Origin of the sequence: Piscinibacter gummiphilus, from assembly GCF_002116905.1 — a bacterium.
GTDB classification, from domain to species: Bacteria; Pseudomonadota; Gammaproteobacteria; order Burkholderiales; family Burkholderiaceae_C; genus Rhizobacter; species Rhizobacter gummiphilus.
Map to the genome: position 1 here is coordinate 3,572,433 of NZ_CP015118.1, position 16,657 is coordinate 3,589,089.

The 16,657-nt window shown below is 69.1% G+C and carries 15 protein-coding genes and 1 riboswitch; of the genes, 4 read left to right on the forward strand and 11 right to left on the reverse strand.

Translation table 11 applies throughout. From position 1 onward, the window contains the following. Positions 1-15: 15 nt before the first annotated feature. From fliD to A4W93_RS16075, 7 genes are all read right to left on the reverse strand, one after another. Positions 16-1,383 (reverse strand): flagellar filament capping protein FliD, encoded by a 1,368-nt coding sequence (fliD, locus tag A4W93_RS16045; protein ID WP_085751566.1) that lies wholly within the window; start codon positions 1,381-1,383, stop codon positions 16-18. Between the two features lie 81 nt (positions 1,384-1,464). Beyond that, positions 1,465-1,914 (reverse strand): flagellar export protein FliJ, encoded by a 450-nt coding sequence (gene fliJ, locus A4W93_RS16050; protein ID WP_085751567.1) that lies wholly within the window; start codon positions 1,912-1,914, stop codon positions 1,465-1,467. Then, a complete protein-coding gene (gene fliI / locus A4W93_RS16055) occupies positions 1,911-3,221 on the reverse strand; it encodes a flagellar protein export ATPase FliI (protein ID WP_085751568.1) in 1,311 nt (436 codons plus the stop codon). Before fliI ends, fliJ begins: the two co-directional genes overlap by 4 nt. Next, complete coding sequence (gene fliH, locus A4W93_RS16060) at positions 3,218-3,919, reverse strand: flagellar assembly protein FliH (RefSeq protein WP_085751569.1); 702 nt, start codon at positions 3,917-3,919, stop codon at positions 3,218-3,220. Before fliH ends, fliI begins: the two co-directional genes overlap by 4 nt. Beyond that, positions 3,916-4,953, reverse strand: coding sequence for a flagellar motor switch protein FliG (locus tag A4W93_RS16065; protein WP_085751570.1), 1,038 nt, complete (start codon positions 4,951-4,953; stop codon positions 3,916-3,918). Before A4W93_RS16065 ends, fliH begins: the two co-directional genes overlap by 4 nt. Beyond that, positions 4,946-6,613 carry a flagellar basal-body MS-ring/collar protein FliF gene (gene fliF / locus A4W93_RS16070; protein WP_085751571.1) on the reverse strand — a complete coding sequence of 556 codons (1,668 nt, stop codon included), beginning with the start codon at positions 6,611-6,613 and terminating at the stop codon, positions 4,946-4,948. The genes A4W93_RS16065 and fliF overlap by 8 nt, the downstream gene beginning before the upstream one ends. Positions 6,614-6,620: 7 nt before the next feature. Further along, positions 6,621-6,956: a flagellar hook-basal body complex protein FliE gene (locus A4W93_RS16075; protein WP_085751572.1), complete on the reverse strand. Its 336-nt coding sequence runs from the start codon at positions 6,954-6,956 to the stop codon at positions 6,621-6,623. A gap of 326 nt (positions 6,957-7,282) precedes the next feature. Continuing rightward, a riboswitch (cyclic di-GMP riboswitch) is annotated at positions 7,283-7,377 on the reverse strand. Positions 7,378-7,644: 267 nt separating this feature from the next. Between A4W93_RS16075 and A4W93_RS16080 the strand changes: the two genes are divergently transcribed. Continuing rightward, a complete protein-coding gene (locus A4W93_RS16080) occupies positions 7,645-8,109 on the forward strand; it encodes a DUF2262 domain-containing protein (protein WP_157782172.1) in 465 nt (154 codons plus the stop codon). Between the two features lie 4 nt (positions 8,110-8,113). On the opposite strand, the gene A4W93_RS16085 is transcribed toward A4W93_RS16080, so the two are convergent. From A4W93_RS16085 to A4W93_RS16095, 3 genes are all read right to left on the reverse strand, one after another. Then, positions 8,114-8,449 carry a hypothetical protein gene (locus A4W93_RS16085; protein ID WP_085751574.1) on the reverse strand — a complete coding sequence of 112 codons (336 nt, stop codon included), beginning with the start codon at positions 8,447-8,449 and terminating at the stop codon, positions 8,114-8,116. A gap of 207 nt (positions 8,450-8,656) precedes the next feature. Then, positions 8,657-8,839, reverse strand: a complete 183-nt coding sequence (locus A4W93_RS16090) for a hypothetical protein (protein ID WP_085751575.1) — start codon at positions 8,837-8,839, stop codon at positions 8,657-8,659. A gap of 86 nt (positions 8,840-8,925) precedes the next feature. Continuing rightward, entirely contained in the window at positions 8,926-10,824 is a 1,899-nt protein-coding gene (locus tag A4W93_RS16095) for a propionate--CoA ligase (protein ID WP_085751576.1), read from the reverse strand. Positions 10,825-11,086: 262 nt separating this feature from the next. Between A4W93_RS16095 and A4W93_RS16100 the strand changes: the two genes are divergently transcribed. Genes A4W93_RS16100 through mobA form a run of 3 tightly spaced genes read left to right on the forward strand, consistent with a single transcriptional unit; the run spans position 11,087 to position 13,564 of the window. After that, a complete protein-coding gene (locus A4W93_RS16100; RefSeq protein WP_407081687.1) occupies positions 11,087-11,821 on the forward strand; it encodes a C40 family peptidase in 735 nt (244 codons plus the stop codon). A gap of 46 nt (positions 11,822-11,867) precedes the next feature. Beyond that, positions 11,868-12,977: a GTP 3',8-cyclase MoaA gene (moaA, locus tag A4W93_RS16105; protein WP_085751578.1), complete on the forward strand. Its 1,110-nt coding sequence runs from the start codon at positions 11,868-11,870 to the stop codon at positions 12,975-12,977. After that, a complete protein-coding gene (mobA, locus tag A4W93_RS16110; RefSeq protein WP_085751579.1) occupies positions 12,974-13,564 on the forward strand; it encodes a molybdenum cofactor guanylyltransferase MobA in 591 nt (196 codons plus the stop codon). Before moaA ends, mobA begins: the two co-directional genes overlap by 4 nt. Positions 13,565-13,568: 4 nt before the next feature. On the opposite strand, the gene A4W93_RS16115 is transcribed toward mobA, so the two are convergent. Further along, positions 13,569-16,643, reverse strand: a complete 3,075-nt coding sequence (locus A4W93_RS16115; RefSeq protein WP_085751580.1) for an efflux RND transporter permease subunit — start codon at positions 16,641-16,643, stop codon at positions 13,569-13,571. Positions 16,644-16,657: the final 14 nt, after the last annotated feature.

Here is a 16,657-nt window from a genome sequence, read left to right on the forward strand (position 1 = left end):
GTCTCTCTCGTTCGGTCAGCTGCCCGTGCTCATCGCATCGAACATGTTGGTCGTCTGTTCCATCTGCGCCTGGATGGACTGGAGCACCGTGAACTGCTTGAGGTAGCGGTTGTAGGCGCTCTCGTACTGGGCATCGAGGCGGGTCTGGCGGGTGGTCTGGGCGGCCTGCGCGGACTGCACCGAGTCCTGGCGGCGCTTGATCTGGCCGTTCAGGCTGTTGAGCCAGACGTCCAGGTACTTGTCGGTGGCGCCGAGCAGGCCGGAGCTGGTGGTCAGCGTCGCGGTGCCGAACACGGTGTCCAGGGCGTCGGGCGATGCAGCGAGCTTCTTCTCGAGTTTGGTGTTGTCGAGGGTCAGCTTGCCGTCGCGGTCGGAGCTCACGCCGAAGTCGGTCAGCTTCACGCCGCCGAAGTCCTGGCGCACGATGTCGTTGAGCTTGTTGCGCAGCGAGCGGATGCTCGAGTCCGACGAGAAGACGCCGGCGGCCGTGCCGTCCTTGACGCTGCCGGCGGTGGTCAGCGCGTCCAGCGCGGTCTTGAGCGTGTTGAACGCGTCGACGAAGGTCTTCACGTTGTTGGCGGTGCCGCTCGTGTCGTTCGCCACCGTCAGGTTGATCGGCGAGCCGCCCGAGGCCTGGGCCTGCGTGAGCGTGACCGACACGCCTTCGATGCCGGTGTAGGTGTTCGAGGCCTGCTTGACCTTGACGCCGGTGTCCTTGGCGCCGAGCCACAGGATCGCGTCCTTGCCCTGCACGAGCGTCGTGCCGGCGGAGAGGTTGGACTTCAGCGCGGCGTTGCTGATCGTGGAGGCGTTCACCGTGATCTCGCCGGCCTCGCCGGTGGCGGCGGAGGTCAGCACGAGCTGGGTGGTGTTGCCGGTCGTCAGCACCGAGGCCGTGACCTTGCCCTTGTTGTCGGCGGCCGAGTTGATCGCGCGGGCCATCTCGGCCTGCGACAGCGTGCCGTTGCCGTCGATGTCGGCCGTGGAGAAGTCCACGTCGAACGCGGCGATGCCGCCCTGGCTGATCGACAGCGTGCCGGTCACCGGCACCGGCACGGCCGGCAGGTCGGTGAAGACGACCTGGCTGGCGGTGGCGACCTGCTCGATGAAGAGCGGGTACGTGCCGGGCGTGGCCTTGGTCGTCGTGGTCGCCGTGGCGAAGCCGGTGCTGCTGAACGTGGCCGAGCTCGCGACCATCGTCTTCTTGTTCGACAGGCCGGCGACGGCCGTGTCGAACGCCTTGAGCGCCGACTGCAGCTTGGTCAGGCCCGTGGCCTGGGCCTGGGAGCGCTGGGTCTGCGTCGTCAGCTGCGTCTGCGCGGCCTGGACGTAGGCGTTCGCCAGCGCGGTGGCGGTGGATGCGGGGTCAAACGAGGTGGCCATGGGGTGCTCCCGGTGGGTGGTAGACGAGGGTTTCCTCGTTCAAGGCGACCGGAATCGCCCCCATGTGAAATTGGCGGCCGTTCATCGGGTCAGCCCCCGCGCCCAGACCTGGGTCGCCATGTCGTCCAGGCGCTTCTGGTCCTGGCGGTCCCGCGCCTGGCGGATCCGTGCGGACTGCTCGTCCAGCACCTGGCCCAGCACCTCGCGCTTGAGCGAGGCGGTGTTCAGCGCGCGCTGGGTCACGGCCATGTCGGCCTCGTGCAGCGCCAGGTCCTGGCGGTGCGTGTCGACCATCGCCAGCACCGTCTGCTTGTAGCCTGCATGGTTCATCGACAGCATGGGCGACAGCGCACCCGGGCGCGTGTCGCCGCTGCTGCCGGCGCACAGGCGCTCCAGGCGGTCGAGGTTCTTCTGGTAGCGGTCGCGCACGGCCTGCTTTTCGGCCATCGTGGCGGCGAGGCGGTCGACCTCGCGGCCGCGGAGGTCCACGAGCGTCGACAGGCTGCGGGTGGTGTCGGTGGCTCCGCTCATGCCATCAGGTCCTCGAGGTGGGTCACGCAGGTGTCCATGGGAGCGGCTTCGTTGGTGCCCTGGCGCAGGAACGCGTCCATGCGGGGCGACAGTTCGACGGCGCGGTCGGTGACCGGGTCCGCGCCCGGCACGTAGGCGCCGAGCGGGATCAGGTCGCGCACGCGGGCGTGGCGGGCGGCCATTTCCTTCAGCGCGCGGGCGGCGTTCAGGTGCGGCTTGTCGACCACCTGGGCCATGCAGCGGCTGATGGACTGGGCGATGTCGATGGCCGGGTAGTGGCCGCGCTCGGCGAGTTCGCGGGTCAGCACGATGTGGCCGTCGAGGATGGCGCGGGCGGTGTCGACCACCGGGTCCTGCTGGTCGTCGCCTTCGGCGAGCACGGTGTAGATGGCGCTCATGCTGCCGGTCTCGCCCTCGCCGTTGCCGGCGCTCTCGACCAGCTGCGGCAGCAGCGAGAACACCGACGGCGGATAGCCCTTGGTGGCCGGCGGCTCGCCGAGGGCCAGCGCGACCTCGCGGCGGGCCATCGCGTAGCGGGTGAGCGAGTCCACGAGCAGCAGCACGTCCTTGCCCTGGTCGCGGAAGTGGGCGGCGATGGCGTGGCACAGGTCGGTGGCCATCAGGCGCATCAGCGGCGATTCGTCGGCCGGGGCCACGACCACCACGGCCTTGCGCAGGCCCGCCTCGCCGAGCGACAGCTCGACGAACTCGCGCACCTCGCGGCCGCGTTCGCCGATCAGGCCCACCACCACCACGTCGACCACGGTCTGGCGGGTGATCAGGCCGAGCAGCACGCTCTTGCCCACGCCGCTGCCGGCCATCAGACCCACGCGCTGGCCCTTGCCGAGCGTCAGCATGCCGTTGATGGCGCGCACGCCCACGTCGAGGCGTTCTTCCACGCGGCGCTTCTTCAGCGGGTTGACCTTCGGCGGCACGGGCTCCAGCACGTGGTCGCCACCCAGGCGGCCCCGATCGTCGATGGGCTCGCCGAGCCCATTGACCATCCGGCCGAGCCACGACGTGCCGATCATCAGCGGCGCGCGGTCCGAGATCGGCAGCACCCGTGCGCCGGCCGCGAGACCCGTGGGGCTCTTGAACGGCATCAGGAACGACGTCTTGTCGCGGAAGCCCACGACCTGCGCGTCGATCCAGCCGCCGGCGGCAGTCTCGATCTGGCAGCGCTGGCCGGTCGACAGCTGGCAGCCGACGCTCTCCAGCAGCAGGCCGGACGCGCCGACGAGGCGCCCCGTCGGCGTCGCGACCGGCACGTCACCGAGTTCGAGGCGGCGGAGCGCGGCGCCGATCATGCGGCCTCCTGCAGCGGTTGCGGCACGACCTGCAGGTGCGAGCCCTGCCCGTCCACCAGCTGCGACGCCACCTGCTGCATGCACGCGGCCAGGCGCTGCTGGCAGCCGGCATCGGCTTCGTGGTCGCCGGCGCGCACGTGGCACTCGCCGGTCTCCAGGCGGGCATCGGGCAGCAGCGACCAGCGCTGGGCGCGTTCCGGGTCCAGGTCGCGGATGCGCTGCAGGTCCTCGGGGTTCAGGAACACCTCGATCTGCTCGCGCGTGGGCGGCATGGCCGCGAGCGCCTCGTCGACGAGGGTCAGCAGCTGCGTGGGCTGCAGCGTCAGTTCGCAGCGGATCACCTGGCGCGCGACACGCGCCACGAGGTCCACCACCTCCTTGCGCTGCGCGAGCTGGTACTCGGCGTGCAGGCGGTTCAGTTCGGCGAGCACGGCGTCCACCGGGCGGGCCGCGTTTTCGAAAGACTGCTCCGCGGCGCGACGGCCTTCGTCGGCGCCCTGGCGCAGGCCTTCGCTGCGGCCCTCACCCAGGCCCTGGTTGCGGCCGTCGGTGAGGCCTGCGGCATGGCCCTCGGCATACCCCTGCGCCATGCCCTGCTGGAAGCCGTCGGCGACGGAGGCCTGCATCGGCGCGAGCGCGCTCGACGAGGCGGTCGAGACCGACAGCGGCGGGAAACGGTGGGGGCGGTAGGTCTTCATTCGACGGTGGCCTCGGCGAACAGCTGAACCTCGATCTCGCCGGCATCGGCGAGGGCCTTGACCTCGGCCATGATCTCGGCGCGGGCCTGTTCGATGCGGCTGATGGGCACGGGGCCCGAACGGCGCATCGTGTCCTCGAAGCCCTGGGCCTGGCGGCGCGGCATCGACTGCAGCACGGCGTTGCGGATCGCGGGCTCGGCGCCCTTGAGCGCAAGGGCCCACTGCTCGATGGGCACCGCCTCGATGATCCGCTGCAGCACCGCTTCGGACTGGCGCGACAGGATGAAGAAGTCGTACATGCGCAGCTCGATCTCGGACACGACGTTCGGATCGTGCGCGCGCAGCAGCTCGACGATCTGCTCGCGGTCGCCCGGCAGGCGGTTCAGGATCTCGGCGGCCTGGCGGATGCCCTCGACGTTGGCGCTCTGGTTGCCGAGGCTGCCGAGGCAGCGGGCCACCAGTTCCTCGAGCTCCATCAGCAGCTCGTGGTCGATCTCGTTCAGGCGGGCCACGTTGAGCAGCACCAGGTCACGGCCCTCGGCGGGCAGCGCGTCGATCACGCTGCCGGCCAGCGCCGGCGGCAGGAAGGCGAGGAAGACGGCCTGCATGCGCACGTGTTCGTGCGCGATGTGTTCGGCCAGCCACTTCGGCGAAGCCCATTGCAGGCGGGCCATCTTCGGGCGGATGGCGTCGCCGTAGATGCTGTTGAGCACGCTGCCGGCGATGTCGCCGCCGAGCGCGAGGTCCAGCGAACGCTTGAGGTACGCGCGCGACGCGCCGTGCACGCCGCTCTGCTCGCGGTAGTCGTCGAAGAAGCGCTGCATCGCGGTCTTCACCGCCTCGACCTTGATGCCGCTCATGCGCGACATCACCTGCGTCACCTCCAGCAGCTCCTCGCGCGAGAGGCAGCGCAACACGGCCGCGGCCGGCTCCTCACCCATGCTGAGCAGCACGATGGCGGCCTGCTCGACCGGGGTCATCGCGGAGCCGCTCACCACGGCGAGGTCGGTGGACTTGGAAGTCGCTTCAGGCATTTTTCTGCACCCATTGCTTCACGACCTCGGCGACCCGTTCGGGCTCCTTGCTCGCGAGGACCTTGAGGTGGTCGACCATCACGTCGACCGGCGAACCTGCCGGCGGCAGGTCGTAGTTCTCGAGCAGCGGCACCACCGGCATCGCGGCGGAGCCCGTGGCGACCGGCTGGGCCGCGTTCGGGAGGGCGATGGCCGAGGCGCCGGCGTCCACCGGGGCGGCCAGGGCCGGCGCATCGGCGACGGCCAGCGTGGCCGGGGCCACCGGCAGCATCCGGTTCGTCAGCAGCTTCATCAGCGGGCGCACGACCAGCAGGAACGCGAGGATCGCGCCCACCACGTAGACGAGCTTGCTGCCGATGTCGATGATGTTGTCGCGCTCCTGCCACCACGGGCCGGCCACGGGGCGCGACGGGAACGGCATCGCGGAGACCACGAGGTTGTCGCCGCGGTCGGCGTCCACGCCCAGGCCGTTGCGCAGCAGGCGGTCGATGTTGGCGATCTCGGCCGGCGTCCAGCCCGTCTCGGGCTTCGGCGCGGCGGCGGTGTTGAGCACCACGGCGACGCTCAGCTTGTGCAGGCGGCCGCGGCTGCGCTTGATCTGCGTGATGCTGCGGTCGTAGGCGTACTGGCGCGACGTGGCGTTCTTGTGGCCCACACTGCCTTCGGCGCCCGAAGCGGCACCCGCGGCAGCCACGGCCACCGGGCGGTTGCTGAGCGACCCCGGCACCCCGAGGGCCATGCGGTTCTGGTCCTGTTCGTTGCGCAGGGCTTCGTTCGTGACCTTCGGATCGTCGCCGTACTTCTCGTGCGTCTCCTCCACGCGGTCGTTGTCGACGGCGGCGGTGACGCTCAGCTTGAAGTTGTCCTCGCCGAGCACCGGGGCCAGCAGGTCGTGCACGTTCTTGCGGGCTTCGTCCTGGAAGCGGCGCGCGGCGTCGTTGCCGCCCTGCGCATCGAAGCCTTCGGTCAGGTCCACGCGGGACGACAGCAGGTTGCCCGCCTGGTCGACGAGGCTCACGCGCTGCGGCGACAGGCTCGCGACGCTGCCCGCCACGAGGTTGACCATCGCGGCGATCTGTTCGGCGCTCAGCGTGCGGCCCGGCTTCATCGCCAGCACCACGGAGGCCGAGCTCTTCTCGCCGTCGCTCGCGACGAACGACGACGACTTCGCGATCGACAGGTGCACGCGGGCGCTGTCGACGGCGTCGAGGGTCATGATGCTCTGCGCGAGTTCACCTTCGAGGCCGCGGCGGAAACGCACGTCCTGCACGAACTGGCTCACACCCAGCGGGTCGTTGCGGTCCATCAGGTCGAGGCCCGCGGGCAGCTTGGCGGTGACCCCCTTGGCCGCGAGCAGCATGCGCACCTTGCCCAGCTGGGCCTCGGGCACGAGCACCTGGCCGGTGTCGGGGTGCAGGCGGTAGCCGATCTTCTCGGCGTCGAGCACCGCCATCATGTCGTTGGCCGCGACCTTCTCGCGGGCGCCGAACACCGGCTTGTACGAGGCCTGGTCCTGCCACAGGTACATCAGCACGAGCGCGGTGATGCCGATGGCCAGCACCACGAGCGGGCCGAGGCTGCGCAGCAGCGCGGGCGGGATCGCCGGCGCCGACGGGTTGCCCCGGAAACGCTCGAAGCCGGACTTGAGGGACGCGATCATCGTGTTCTTACAGCGGGAGCTTGATGAGGTCTTCCACAGCACCCATCACCTTGTTGCGGACCTGCATCAGCATCGAGAACGAGAGGCTGGCTTCCTGGCTCGCGAGCATCGCGCCCACGAGGTCGTCGCTGCGGCCGGCATCGACATCGGCCATCTTTTCGCCGGCGGCACGGTCCTGCGCGTCGACGCGGTAGACCGCATCGCGCATCGAGCTCGCGAAGCCGCCCGCCGAGGCGGACTCACCCGCGGCCGGGGCCACCGCGACGCTGTCGGCCAGGCCCTGCGCGCTGGCGCGGATCAGTGCCAGATCCGCCTGGATGCCGCTTGCGACTTCGTACCCCATCGTTTCCCCTTCGTTTCCGTTCCACGTAACCGTACGCGTACATATCGGCGACCGGCAGTGTCGGCTTGAGGTGGAATCGCGGATCGTTTGGAAAGAGGGGTTAGTCCCGACCTGTTCCGGCTTGATGTCCGTGCGGTTTTGGTCGCATGGCATGTTGACCGGGCAGATTCACCCTCGATCCACGATCCGCGCAGGCCCGACCGCTCCAGTGCGCGCGATGTCACTGCGGGGGGCAGACTGTCGAGGGGAGAGGTCGTGAAGCGCCCGAAAAATCGGGGCCGCCTGGCGGCAGGGCACGGCCGCCCCGTGGGGCGACGAGCCTTGTTTCTGGCGGCCCCGCTGTCGTGGGCAACGTGTGGACGTTGCCGTTAGACCGGAAGCTTTGCGACCCCGCCTTTCAACGGGTGTGCCTTTGGCAGTGATTAGATTACTTGTATGGTAGACCGGACACTTCGTGACCTGCATGACATCTCGCTACACCTTGGAGCGTCACGTGCGGAAGTTCACGCAAGTTGTTTTCGGCATTGAGATTTAGAACGATCGTTCGCGTCTTGCGCACCACGTTCCGAAGCATCGGTCTGCGGCTACGATCCTCCCCACCGCGGCCGACGACCGCGGGCAGCAAGGGGGCGGACTCATGGGGTTCGGACTGTTCAGGAAGAAGCGTCCATTCGTTCGACTGGATCCCGTGGACCATCCGGTGCTCGGGCGGCTCGAACCGGACCCGCAAATCTCAGGCGAGTTGGCAGGCTCCGTCACGCTGAATGGCGCGACGATCGAACTCCGCATCGAACCCGGCGAAGACACGCTGGAGGCCACGCTCGCATCGGCGTCGCATGCCGTCACCAGCCTTGCGGACCTCGATGCCCGATGCCGGGCACTCGCCGCGGCCGAATTCCTGGGGTCGTACAACAGCGACTGGCGCTTCGGCGCGAGGGACCAAGCCGACGGCACCACGGAGACATTCGAGAAACCGCTCCTCGACGCGGCCGGGTTCGCTGCCGCCCTCCAACCCGTGGCACTCGACGTCCGGGGCGCCCGGTCGCTCGGCCTGTCGTACGGCGATGGGGACATGTTCTGGGGCCACTGGGTCCGGGTCGGTTCGTTCGATGGACCGGGCTTCGAGGACACGCACGTCAGCCTTGAAGGCTGATCGCTCACACCGGCACGCCAGTGCCGTGAACGTGGTCGATCAGCCCTGCCGCCATGTGCCCATACATCGCCGGGGTCCCGTTGTCGTCTTGGACGCATCGGATATGCGTGACGGTGTAGCGGGAGACAAGACGACAGTTCGCCTCATCCACGGCGGCCAGCACCTGGGCCGTGATCGCAGCCTGATCGAGGCAGCAACGCGCATCGCTGCCGACAGGAGGCAACTGTTCCCAGACAGGCTGGACTGGCTCTCCCCGCCCGATCCGGATCTGCAGCAGGGCGTGCCGCGGCCCCGTGATCATGGAAACGGAGAACCAAGGGTCCAGCTGGCTGAATTGCATGTGCGCCTTCGGGGTCAAGACTCTCGATGCCCGTGAAGGTAGGCGACCTCGGAGGCTGACCGCCGCAGGAGTATGGCGCCACTGCGGCGACGACATGCGTCCACCATCGGCTCATCCCGCGGCGGAAGTCTTGGTCCACACGCGCGATGGCGCGGCGCATGCGAGATCTTCGGAGTCAGGACTCCCGACAAGCCTTCGCGCGCCCTGTCACTGCGCCTGATCCATGTGCGCGTTCCAAACCTTGACACCTTCCGCATGGCTGTCTACCCCGGCAAAGAATCTGTCCGCGAGTTTCGAATAGTCCGGTTCGGCGCCGTCCACGATGATGAATTTCGGGCGGTACACAGTGAAGCTCACATCGGGTGACTTCGGCTTGTACGGGACCGCCATCTCGAAGCGCTCCGTGCCCTGGCCATACAGGCGCCCCTCAAGAATGATTGCGTCCGATCGAGGGCCGCACCGAGACGAGACCCGCGTCAGGCCACATCCAGCTGATCCCTGATCTGCTGCAACGCCGTCGGATCCTCCATCGTCGTGAGGTCCCCCGGATCGCGCCGTTCGCACACCGCCTGGATCGCGCGCCGCAGCAGCTTGCCCGACCGCGTCTTCGGCAACGCAGTGACGAAGCGCACACGCGCCGGACGAGCGAGTGAACCCAACTGCTGGTCGACGGTCTTCATCACGTCGGCCTCGAGCCCGGCGGCGCCCTCCTTCGTTCCAGCGAGCGCCGGGTCCTTCAGCACGACGAACGCGAGCGCGACCTGGCCCTTCACCGCATCGGCCACGCCCACCACCGCGACCTCGGCCACGGCCGCATGGCCCGAGATGGCTTCCTCGATCTCGCGGGTGCCGAGCCGGTGGCCCGCGACGTTGATGACGTCGTCGGTGCGGCCGAGGATGTAGTAGTAGCCTTCCTCGTCGCGCACGCCCCAGTCGAAGGTGCTGTAGACGAGGCGGCCCGGGACGGTCTTCCAGTAGGTGTTGACGAAGCGCGCGTCGTCGCGCCACACGGTCTGCATGCAGCCCGGCGGCAGCGGGCCCTCGATGGCGATCACGCCCTTCTGGTTCGCGCCGGTGAGTTCGGCGCCGGTGTTCTCGTCGAGCAGCTTCACGTCGTAGCCGTACATGGCCATGCCGGGGCTGCCGAACTTGCCCGCGGCGGGTTCGACGCCGTTGGCGATGGAGAGGATGGGCCAGCCGGTCTCGGTCTGCCAGTAGTTGTCGATCACGGGCTTGCCGATCGCGTCGGCGATCCAGCGGGCCGTGGGTTCGTCGAGCGGCTCGCCGGCGAGGAACAGCGAACGCAGCGACGAGAGGTCGTGCGCGGTGAGGTGCGCGGGGTCGTGTTTCTTCAGCACCCGCACCGCGGTGGGCGCCGTGAACATCACGGTGACCTTGTACTTCTCGACCAGCTGCCACCAGATGCCCGCGTCCGGCCGCACGGGCAGGCCTTCGTACATCAGCGTGGCCATGCCGGCGATCAGCGGGCCGTAGATGATGTAGCTGTGGCCCACGACCCAGCCGATGTCGCTCGTGGAGAAGTAGGTCTCGCCCGCGTTCCCCTGGTAGATGTGTTTCATGCTGGCGGCCAGCGCCACCGCGTAGCCGCCGGTGTCGCGCTGCACACCCTTCGGCTTGCCCGTGGTGCCGCTCGTGTAGAGCGTGTAGCTCGGGTGGGTGGCGTCGACCCAGGTGCACGGCACCTGTGCGTCGAGGTGGCGCTGCCGGCACGTGGCGTAGTCCTCGTCGCGGCCCTCCACACGGGACGCGGGCGCGAGGCCGCGGTCGACGATCAGCACGCGCGACGGCTTGTGTTCGGCGAGCCGGATGGCTTCATCGAGCAGCGGCTTGTACGGGATCACCTTGCCGCCCCGGCTGCCCGCGTCGGCGCTGACGATCACGCGGGGCACCGCGTCGTCGATGCGGTTGGCGAGGCTGCCGCTCGCGAAGCCGCCGAACACCACCGAGTGGATGGCACCGATGCGCACGCAGGCCAGCATCGCGAACGCGGCCTCGGGGATCATCGGCATGTAGATCAGCACCCGGTCGCCCTTGCGCACGCCCAGCTCGTTGAGCACCGCGGCCATCCGCTGCACCTCGGCATGCAGCTCGCGGAAGCTGTAGACGCGTTCCTCGTCCGTTTCAGTGGACACCCAGATCAGCGCGTTCTGGTCCGCCCGGGCCGCGAGGTGCCGATCCACCGCGTTGTGGCACAGGTTGATCTCGCCGCCCACGAACCAGCGGGCCATCGGCGGCTGGCTGTAGTCGCAGACCTGGTTGAACGGCCGGTGCCAGTCGACCAGGGCGGCCTGTTCGGTCCAGAACCCCTCCCGGTCGGTGATCGAGCGCTGGTGGAAATCGGCATACCGGGTCATCGGGGTCCCTCCTGGCGGAACGAAATTGCGTTCATTTGTGTCGCGCGGAAACGCGTCCGGCGCCCATTGCAGGCCGGCCGACTGACGAGCCACTGACGGCAAACACTGGGGAAAACACGGTACGAACACGTGGCGATGCATCAAATAGGCGTGCTAAGTCCCCGTTTCTGAACGCTTTTCCGGGTTGACGCGGGCAGATCGCTTCCCTATCCTCCCGGCCATGCTGTTGCTAGACCCGTCCATTCGCCGTTCCGCGAGCGCCTTGCTCACCGGAGCCCTCTTCTGCCTCGCCGCCCACGCGTCGCCGCAGCAGCCCACGGACGCCGTCTCGAAACTGATCCAGGACAAGGGCCTCGCTCCCACGTTCCTCGCGAACCCGAACCCCGGCCCGGTGGTCAACCCGTCGGCCGCCAACGCGCCTGCCACCCACGCCCCGAGCTTCGTCGAGAAGGTCCGCGACTCTGCCTCGGGCATGGTGGTCAGCGCCATGAACTTCCTGGGCGTGCGCTACGTCCGCGGCGGCAACAGCGCGGAGGAAGGTTTCGACTGCAGCGGCTTCACCCGCTACATCTTCGAGAACAGCCTCGGCCTGATCCTCCCCCGCCGCGCCGACGAACAGGCCACCGCACCGGGCCTCGTGAAGGTCAAGCGCGACGAACTGCAGCCCGGCGACCTGGTGTTCTTCAACACGCTGCGCCGCACCTTCTCCCACGTGGGCATCTACGTGGGCGACAACAAGTTCATCCATGCCCCGCGCACCGGCGGCAACGTCCGCGTGGAAGACATGCAGGTGAAGTACTGGTCCAAGCGGTTCACGGGCGCGCGCCGTCCGGCCGAAGGCCACCTGAAGACGGTCGCCTACACGCCCGCCTCTACCGGCACCCCCGCGGCCGTCGCCGCACCCGCCCTCCAGCCGGCCCCCGTGTCCGTTCCGGCCACCACCGCCTCGCCGGCACCCGCGGCCTTCCCGCTGCCGAGCGACAACGCCATCAATTGACACAACGCCTGCGCCGCGCCCCGGCGGCAGGCACAATGCGGTGATCATGGTCGCCAAAGTGATTCCGCTCGCGGACCACCGCAGTCTCTCCGGCCTCGCCGCCTATCCCGACGCCCCGGCCTCCGGCCCGCTGGCCGACACCCTCGGCCGGCCGCTGCACGACCTGCGCATCTCCGTCACCGACCGCTGCAACTTCCGCTGCGGCTACTGCATGCCGAAGGAGATCTTCGACAAGCACTACCGCTTCCTGCCGCACGACGCACTGCTGAGCTTCGAGGAGATCGCCCGCGTGGCCGGTGTGTTCACCGGCCTCGGCGTGCGCAAGATCCGGCTCACGGGCGGCGAGCCGCTGCTGCGCAAGAACCTGGAGCGGCTCGTGGAGATGCTGGCCGCCCAGCGCGCCGTCGACGGCCGCCCACTCGACCTCACGCTCACCACCAACGCGTCGCTGCTGCAGCGCAAGGCCCGTGCCCTGAAGGACGCGGGCCTGCAGCGCATCACCGTGAGCCTCGACGCGCTCGACGACACCGTCTTCCGCCGCATGAACGACGCCGACTTCCCTGTCGCCGACGTGCTCGCCGGCATCGACGAGGCGCTGCGCGTCGGCCTGGGCCCGGTCAAGGTCAACATGGTGGTCAAGCGCGGCACGAACGACCACGAGATCGTCCCGATGGCCCGCCACTTCCGCGGCATGCCGGTGACGCTGCGCTTCATCGAGTACATGGACGTGGGCGCCACCAACGGCTGGCGCATGGACGAGGTGCTGCCGTCCGACGACGTGATCGCCCGGCTGGATGCCGAGTTCCCGCTCGAACCCCTGCCCGCCCACCAGCCCGGTGAAACCGCCTCGCGCTGGCGCTACCGGGACGGCCAGGGCGAGGTGGGGGTCATCTCCAGCGTGACGAAGGCTTTCTGCCACGACTGCAACCGGGCGCGCCTCACCACCGAGGGCAAGCTGTTCACGTGCCTGTTCGGCACCCAGGGCCACGACCTGCGTTCGCTGCTGCGCGGCGGCGCCTCCGACACGCAGCTGGCCGGTGCCATCGACCACCTCTGGCGCCAGCGCACCGACCGGTACTCCGAACTGCGTGCGGCCCTGCCGCCCGCCCCGGCCGACGGGGCGCGGCGGGTCGAGATGCACTACATCGGCGGATGATCGGCCGCGCCGACATCACGGGGCTCGTGCTGGCCGGCGGCCGCGGGCAACGGATGGGTGGCGTGGACAAGGGCCTGCAGCTGCTGCGCGGCACGCCGCTCGCCCTGGTCGCCCTCGAACGCCTGCGCCCCCAGGTGGCCGGACTGATGGTCTCGGCCAATCGCCACCTCGACACCTACCGCGGCTTCGGTGCGCCCGTGCTGATGGACGAGGCGCCGGACCATCCCGGCCCGCTCGCCGGCATGCTCGCCGGCCTTCGGCACGCGTCCACCGCCTGGCTGCTGACCGTGCCCTGCGACACCCCGGCCTTCCCGCCCGACCTCGCCGACCGCCTGGCCCGTGCCGTCACGGAGCAAGGCGCCGACGTCGCGATGGCGGCGACCCTGGAAGCGGGCCGCGTTCAGCCGCAGCCGGTGTTCTGCCTCGTGCGCCGCACGCTCGAAGCCGACCTCGCCGCGTTCATCGCCGAGGGCGGTGCGAGCCCGCGGGCCTGGGCCGCGCGCCATCGCACGACCCTGGTTCCGTTCGACGATGCCGGGGCGTTCGCCAACGCCAACACCCTCGCCGACCTGCAGCGCCTGCAGTGATCGATCAGTGCGCGTGCGCCGGGTCGTCCATCGACGGCTCGGCGATCTCGCCCGGCACCTGCTTGCGCGCGAGCAGCATGTACATCGTGGGCACCACGAAGATGGTGAGCAGCGTGCCCACGGACATGCCGCCCACGATCACCCAGCCGATCTGCTGGCGGCTCTCGGCGCCCGCGCCGCTCGCGAGCGCGAGCGGCAGCGCGCCGAGCACCATGGCGCCGGTGGTCATCAGGATGGGGCGCAGGCGCAGCGAGGCGCCCTGCACCACCGCCTCGAGCGTGTCGAGGCCCTGCTGGCGCATCTGGTTCGCGAACTCGACGATCAGGATGCCGTGTTTCGTGATCAGGCCCACGAGCGTGATGAGGCCGATCTGGGAGTACACGTTCAGCGTGCCGCCGGACCACTGCAATGCACCGAGCGCCCCGAGCATCGACAAGGGCACGCTCAGCATGATCACGAACGGGTCCACGAAGCTCTCGAACTGGGCCGACAGCACCAGGAAGATGAACACGAGCGCCAGCACGAACACGAGGCCCAGCGCGCCGCTGGACGAGCGGTACTCGCGTGAGACGCCGTTGAGTTCGGTGGAATAGCCGGGCTTCAGCACCTTGGCCGCCGTGGCGTCCATGAAGTCGAGCGCCTCGCCGAGCGAGTAGCCCGGCGCCAGGTTGGCCGTGAGCGACACCGAACGCCGCTGGTTGAAGTGGTTCAGCTCGCGCGGGCTCACCGACTCGCGCACGTTGACGAGCGACGACAGCGGGATCATCGCGTCGCCGCGTCCGCGCACGAAGATGCGGTCGATGTCCTCCGGCGTGGTGCGGCCGCGGCTCTCGGTCTGCACGATCACGTCGTACTGCTCGCTCTCGCGCTTGTAGCGTGTCACGTTGCGCCCGCCCAGCATGGTCTCGATGGCGCGGGCCACCTGGTCCACGGCCACGCCGGCGTCGGCCGCGCGCTGGCGGTCCACCTGGATGAAGATCTCGGGCTTGTTCAGGCGCAGGTCGGTGTCGGGCTGCACGAGGCCGGGGTTCTTCTGCATCTCGGCCATGACCTGCTGCGACACCTTGGCGAGGTTCGCGTACGAGTCGGACGACACGATCACGAAGTTGACCGCCCGCTCGCGGAAGCCCTGGCCGAGCGACGGCGGCGTGATCGGGAACGCGTTCACCCCCGGCAGGTTCGAGAACTTCGGCTGCAGGTCGCGCGCGAGGAACTGCGTGCTGCGCGTGCGTTCGGTCCAGTCCTTCGTGCGCATGAAGGCCACGCCCTGCGACACCGTGGGGTTGCCGGTCACGACGAACACGCGATCGAACTCGGGGTACGTGAGGCCGATCTTCTCGATCTCGCGCATGTAGCGCTCGGTGTAGGCCATCGTGGCGCCGTCGGGCGCGTTGACGTTGGCCAGCACCACGCCTCGGTCCTCCATGGGTGCGAGTTCGCTCTTCGTGGTCTTGAAGAGCCACCAGCTGGCCCCGGCGGACACGACCATCACCGCCAGCACGAGCCAGCGGCGGCCGAGCGTCCAGCGCAGCACGGTCTCGTAGCGCCGGGTGATGCCCACGAGCCACGACTCCATCAGCCGGTCGAACCGGTTGGGGTTCGCGTTGTGCTTGAGCATCTTGCTGCACATCATGGGCGTGAGCGTGAGCGCGGTGAACCCGGACACGATCACGGCACCCGCCAGCGTCAGCGCGAACTCGACGAACAGCCGCCCGGTGCGGCCCGGCGTGAACGCGAGCGGGGCGAACACCGCGGCGAGCGTCATCGTCATCGCGAGCACCGCGAACGCCACCTCGCGCGCGCCCTTGAGCGAGGCCTGGAACGGCGACAGCCCCTCCTCGATGTGGCGGAAGATGTTCTCCAGCATCACGATGGCGTCGTCCACCACGAGGCCGATGGCCAGCACGAGCGCGAGCAGCGTGAGCGTGTTGACGGTGAACCCGGCCAGCGCCATCAGGCCGAACACACCGATCAGGCTCACCGGGATCGTCACGAGCGGGATGATCGACGCGCGCAGCGTGCGCAGGAACACGAACACCACCAGCGCCACGAGCACCACGGCTTCGAAGATGGTGTGGTAGACCGACTTCACCGAGCGGTCGATGAAGATCGAGTTGTCGTTGGCCTGCTGGACCGTCACCCCCGGGGGCAGGTCCTGCTGCAGCTTGGGCAGCACCTCGTACACGCCCGCCGACACCTCGAGCGGGTTGGCCGTGGCCTGGCGAATCACGCCCATCGAGACGGCCGGGCGGCCGTTCAGGCGCACGCTGGAGCGTTCGCTGGCGGCGGCCTCCTCCAGGCGCGCCACGTCGCGCAGGCGCACCGAGAACCCGTTGACGGTCTTCACGGTCACGTCGCCGAACTGGGCGGGCGTCGTGAGGTCGGTCTGGGCGGTGACGCTGAACTCGCGCTGCTGGCTCTCGATGCGCCCGGCGGGCACCTCGAGGTTCTGGCGGCGCAGCGCGTCCTCCACGTCCTGCACGGTGAGGCGGTACGCGGCGAGCTTGTCGGGGTCGACCCACACGCGCATCGAGAACTTGCGGTCGCCGTTGATCTGCACGTCGGCCACGCCGGGGACGGTCTGCAGCCGCGGCTTGACGATGCGGTTGATCAGGTCGGTGATGACCAGCGGCGACAGCGTGTCGCTGCTGAACGCGAGCCAGATGGTGGGCGTGGCGTCGGCCTCCACCTTCGCGATCACCGGCTCGTCGATGGCGTCGGGCAGCCGGGCGCGCACGCGCGAGACGCGGTCGCGCACGTCGGCCGCGGCGTCCTCCGGGCTCTTCGTGAGCTTGAAGCGCGCGGTGATCTGGCTCTGCTCGGCGCGGGACACCGAGGTGATGATGTCCACGCCCTCGATGCCGGCGATGGAGTCTTCGAGCGTCTTGGTCACCTGCGACTCGATCACCTCGGACGAGGCGCCGGTGAGCTTGGTGGTGACGTTGACGACCGGTTCGTCGATGCGCGGGTACTCGCGCACCTGCAGGCGCGAGAACGACACCGCGCCCACGAGGATGATCAGCAGCGACATCACGGTCGCGAAGACCGGCCGCCGGATCGAGGTCTCGGAAATCTTCATGTCAACACTCCGGC

Excerpts from the sequence above, each read along its gene's own strand:
- fliH (WP_085751569.1), bottom strand. The coding sequence starts at position 3,919 with ATGAAGACCTACCGCCCCCACCGTTTCCCGCCGCTGTCGGTCTCGACC.
- A4W93_RS16075 (WP_085751572.1), bottom strand. The coding sequence starts at position 6,956 with ATGGGGTACGAAGTCGCAAGCGGCATCCAGGCGGATCTGGCACTGATC.
- mobA (WP_085751579.1), top strand. The coding sequence starts at position 12,974 with ATGATCGGCCGCGCCGACATCACGGGGCTCGTGCTGGCCGGCGGCCGC.
- moaA (WP_085751578.1), top strand. The coding sequence starts at position 11,868 with ATGGTCGCCAAAGTGATTCCGCTCGCGGACCACCGCAGTCTCTCCGGC.
- fliD (WP_085751566.1), bottom strand. The coding sequence starts at position 1,383 with ATGGCCACCTCGTTTGACCCCGCATCCACCGCCACCGCGCTGGCGAAC.
- A4W93_RS16115 (WP_085751580.1), bottom strand. The coding sequence starts at position 16,643 with ATGAAGATTTCCGAGACCTCGATCCGGCGGCCGGTCTTCGCGACCGTG.
- fliF (WP_085751571.1), bottom strand. The coding sequence starts at position 6,613 with ATGATCGCGTCCCTCAAGTCCGGCTTCGAGCGTTTCCGGGGCAACCCG.
- A4W93_RS16095 (WP_085751576.1), bottom strand. The coding sequence starts at position 10,824 with ATGACCCGGTATGCCGATTTCCACCAGCGCTCGATCACCGACCGGGAG.
- A4W93_RS16090 (WP_085751575.1), bottom strand. The coding sequence starts at position 8,839 with ATGGCGGTCCCGTACAAGCCGAAGTCACCCGATGTGAGCTTCACTGTG.
- A4W93_RS16065 (WP_085751570.1), bottom strand. The coding sequence starts at position 4,953 with ATGCCTGAAGCGACTTCCAAGTCCACCGACCTCGCCGTGGTGAGCGGC.
- fliI (WP_085751568.1), bottom strand. The coding sequence starts at position 3,221 with ATGATCGGCGCCGCGCTCCGCCGCCTCGAACTCGGTGACGTGCCGGTC.
- fliJ (WP_085751567.1), bottom strand. The coding sequence starts at position 1,914 with ATGAGCGGAGCCACCGACACCACCCGCAGCCTGTCGACGCTCGTGGAC.
- A4W93_RS16085 (WP_085751574.1), bottom strand. The coding sequence starts at position 8,449 with ATGCAATTCAGCCAGCTGGACCCTTGGTTCTCCGTTTCCATGATCACG.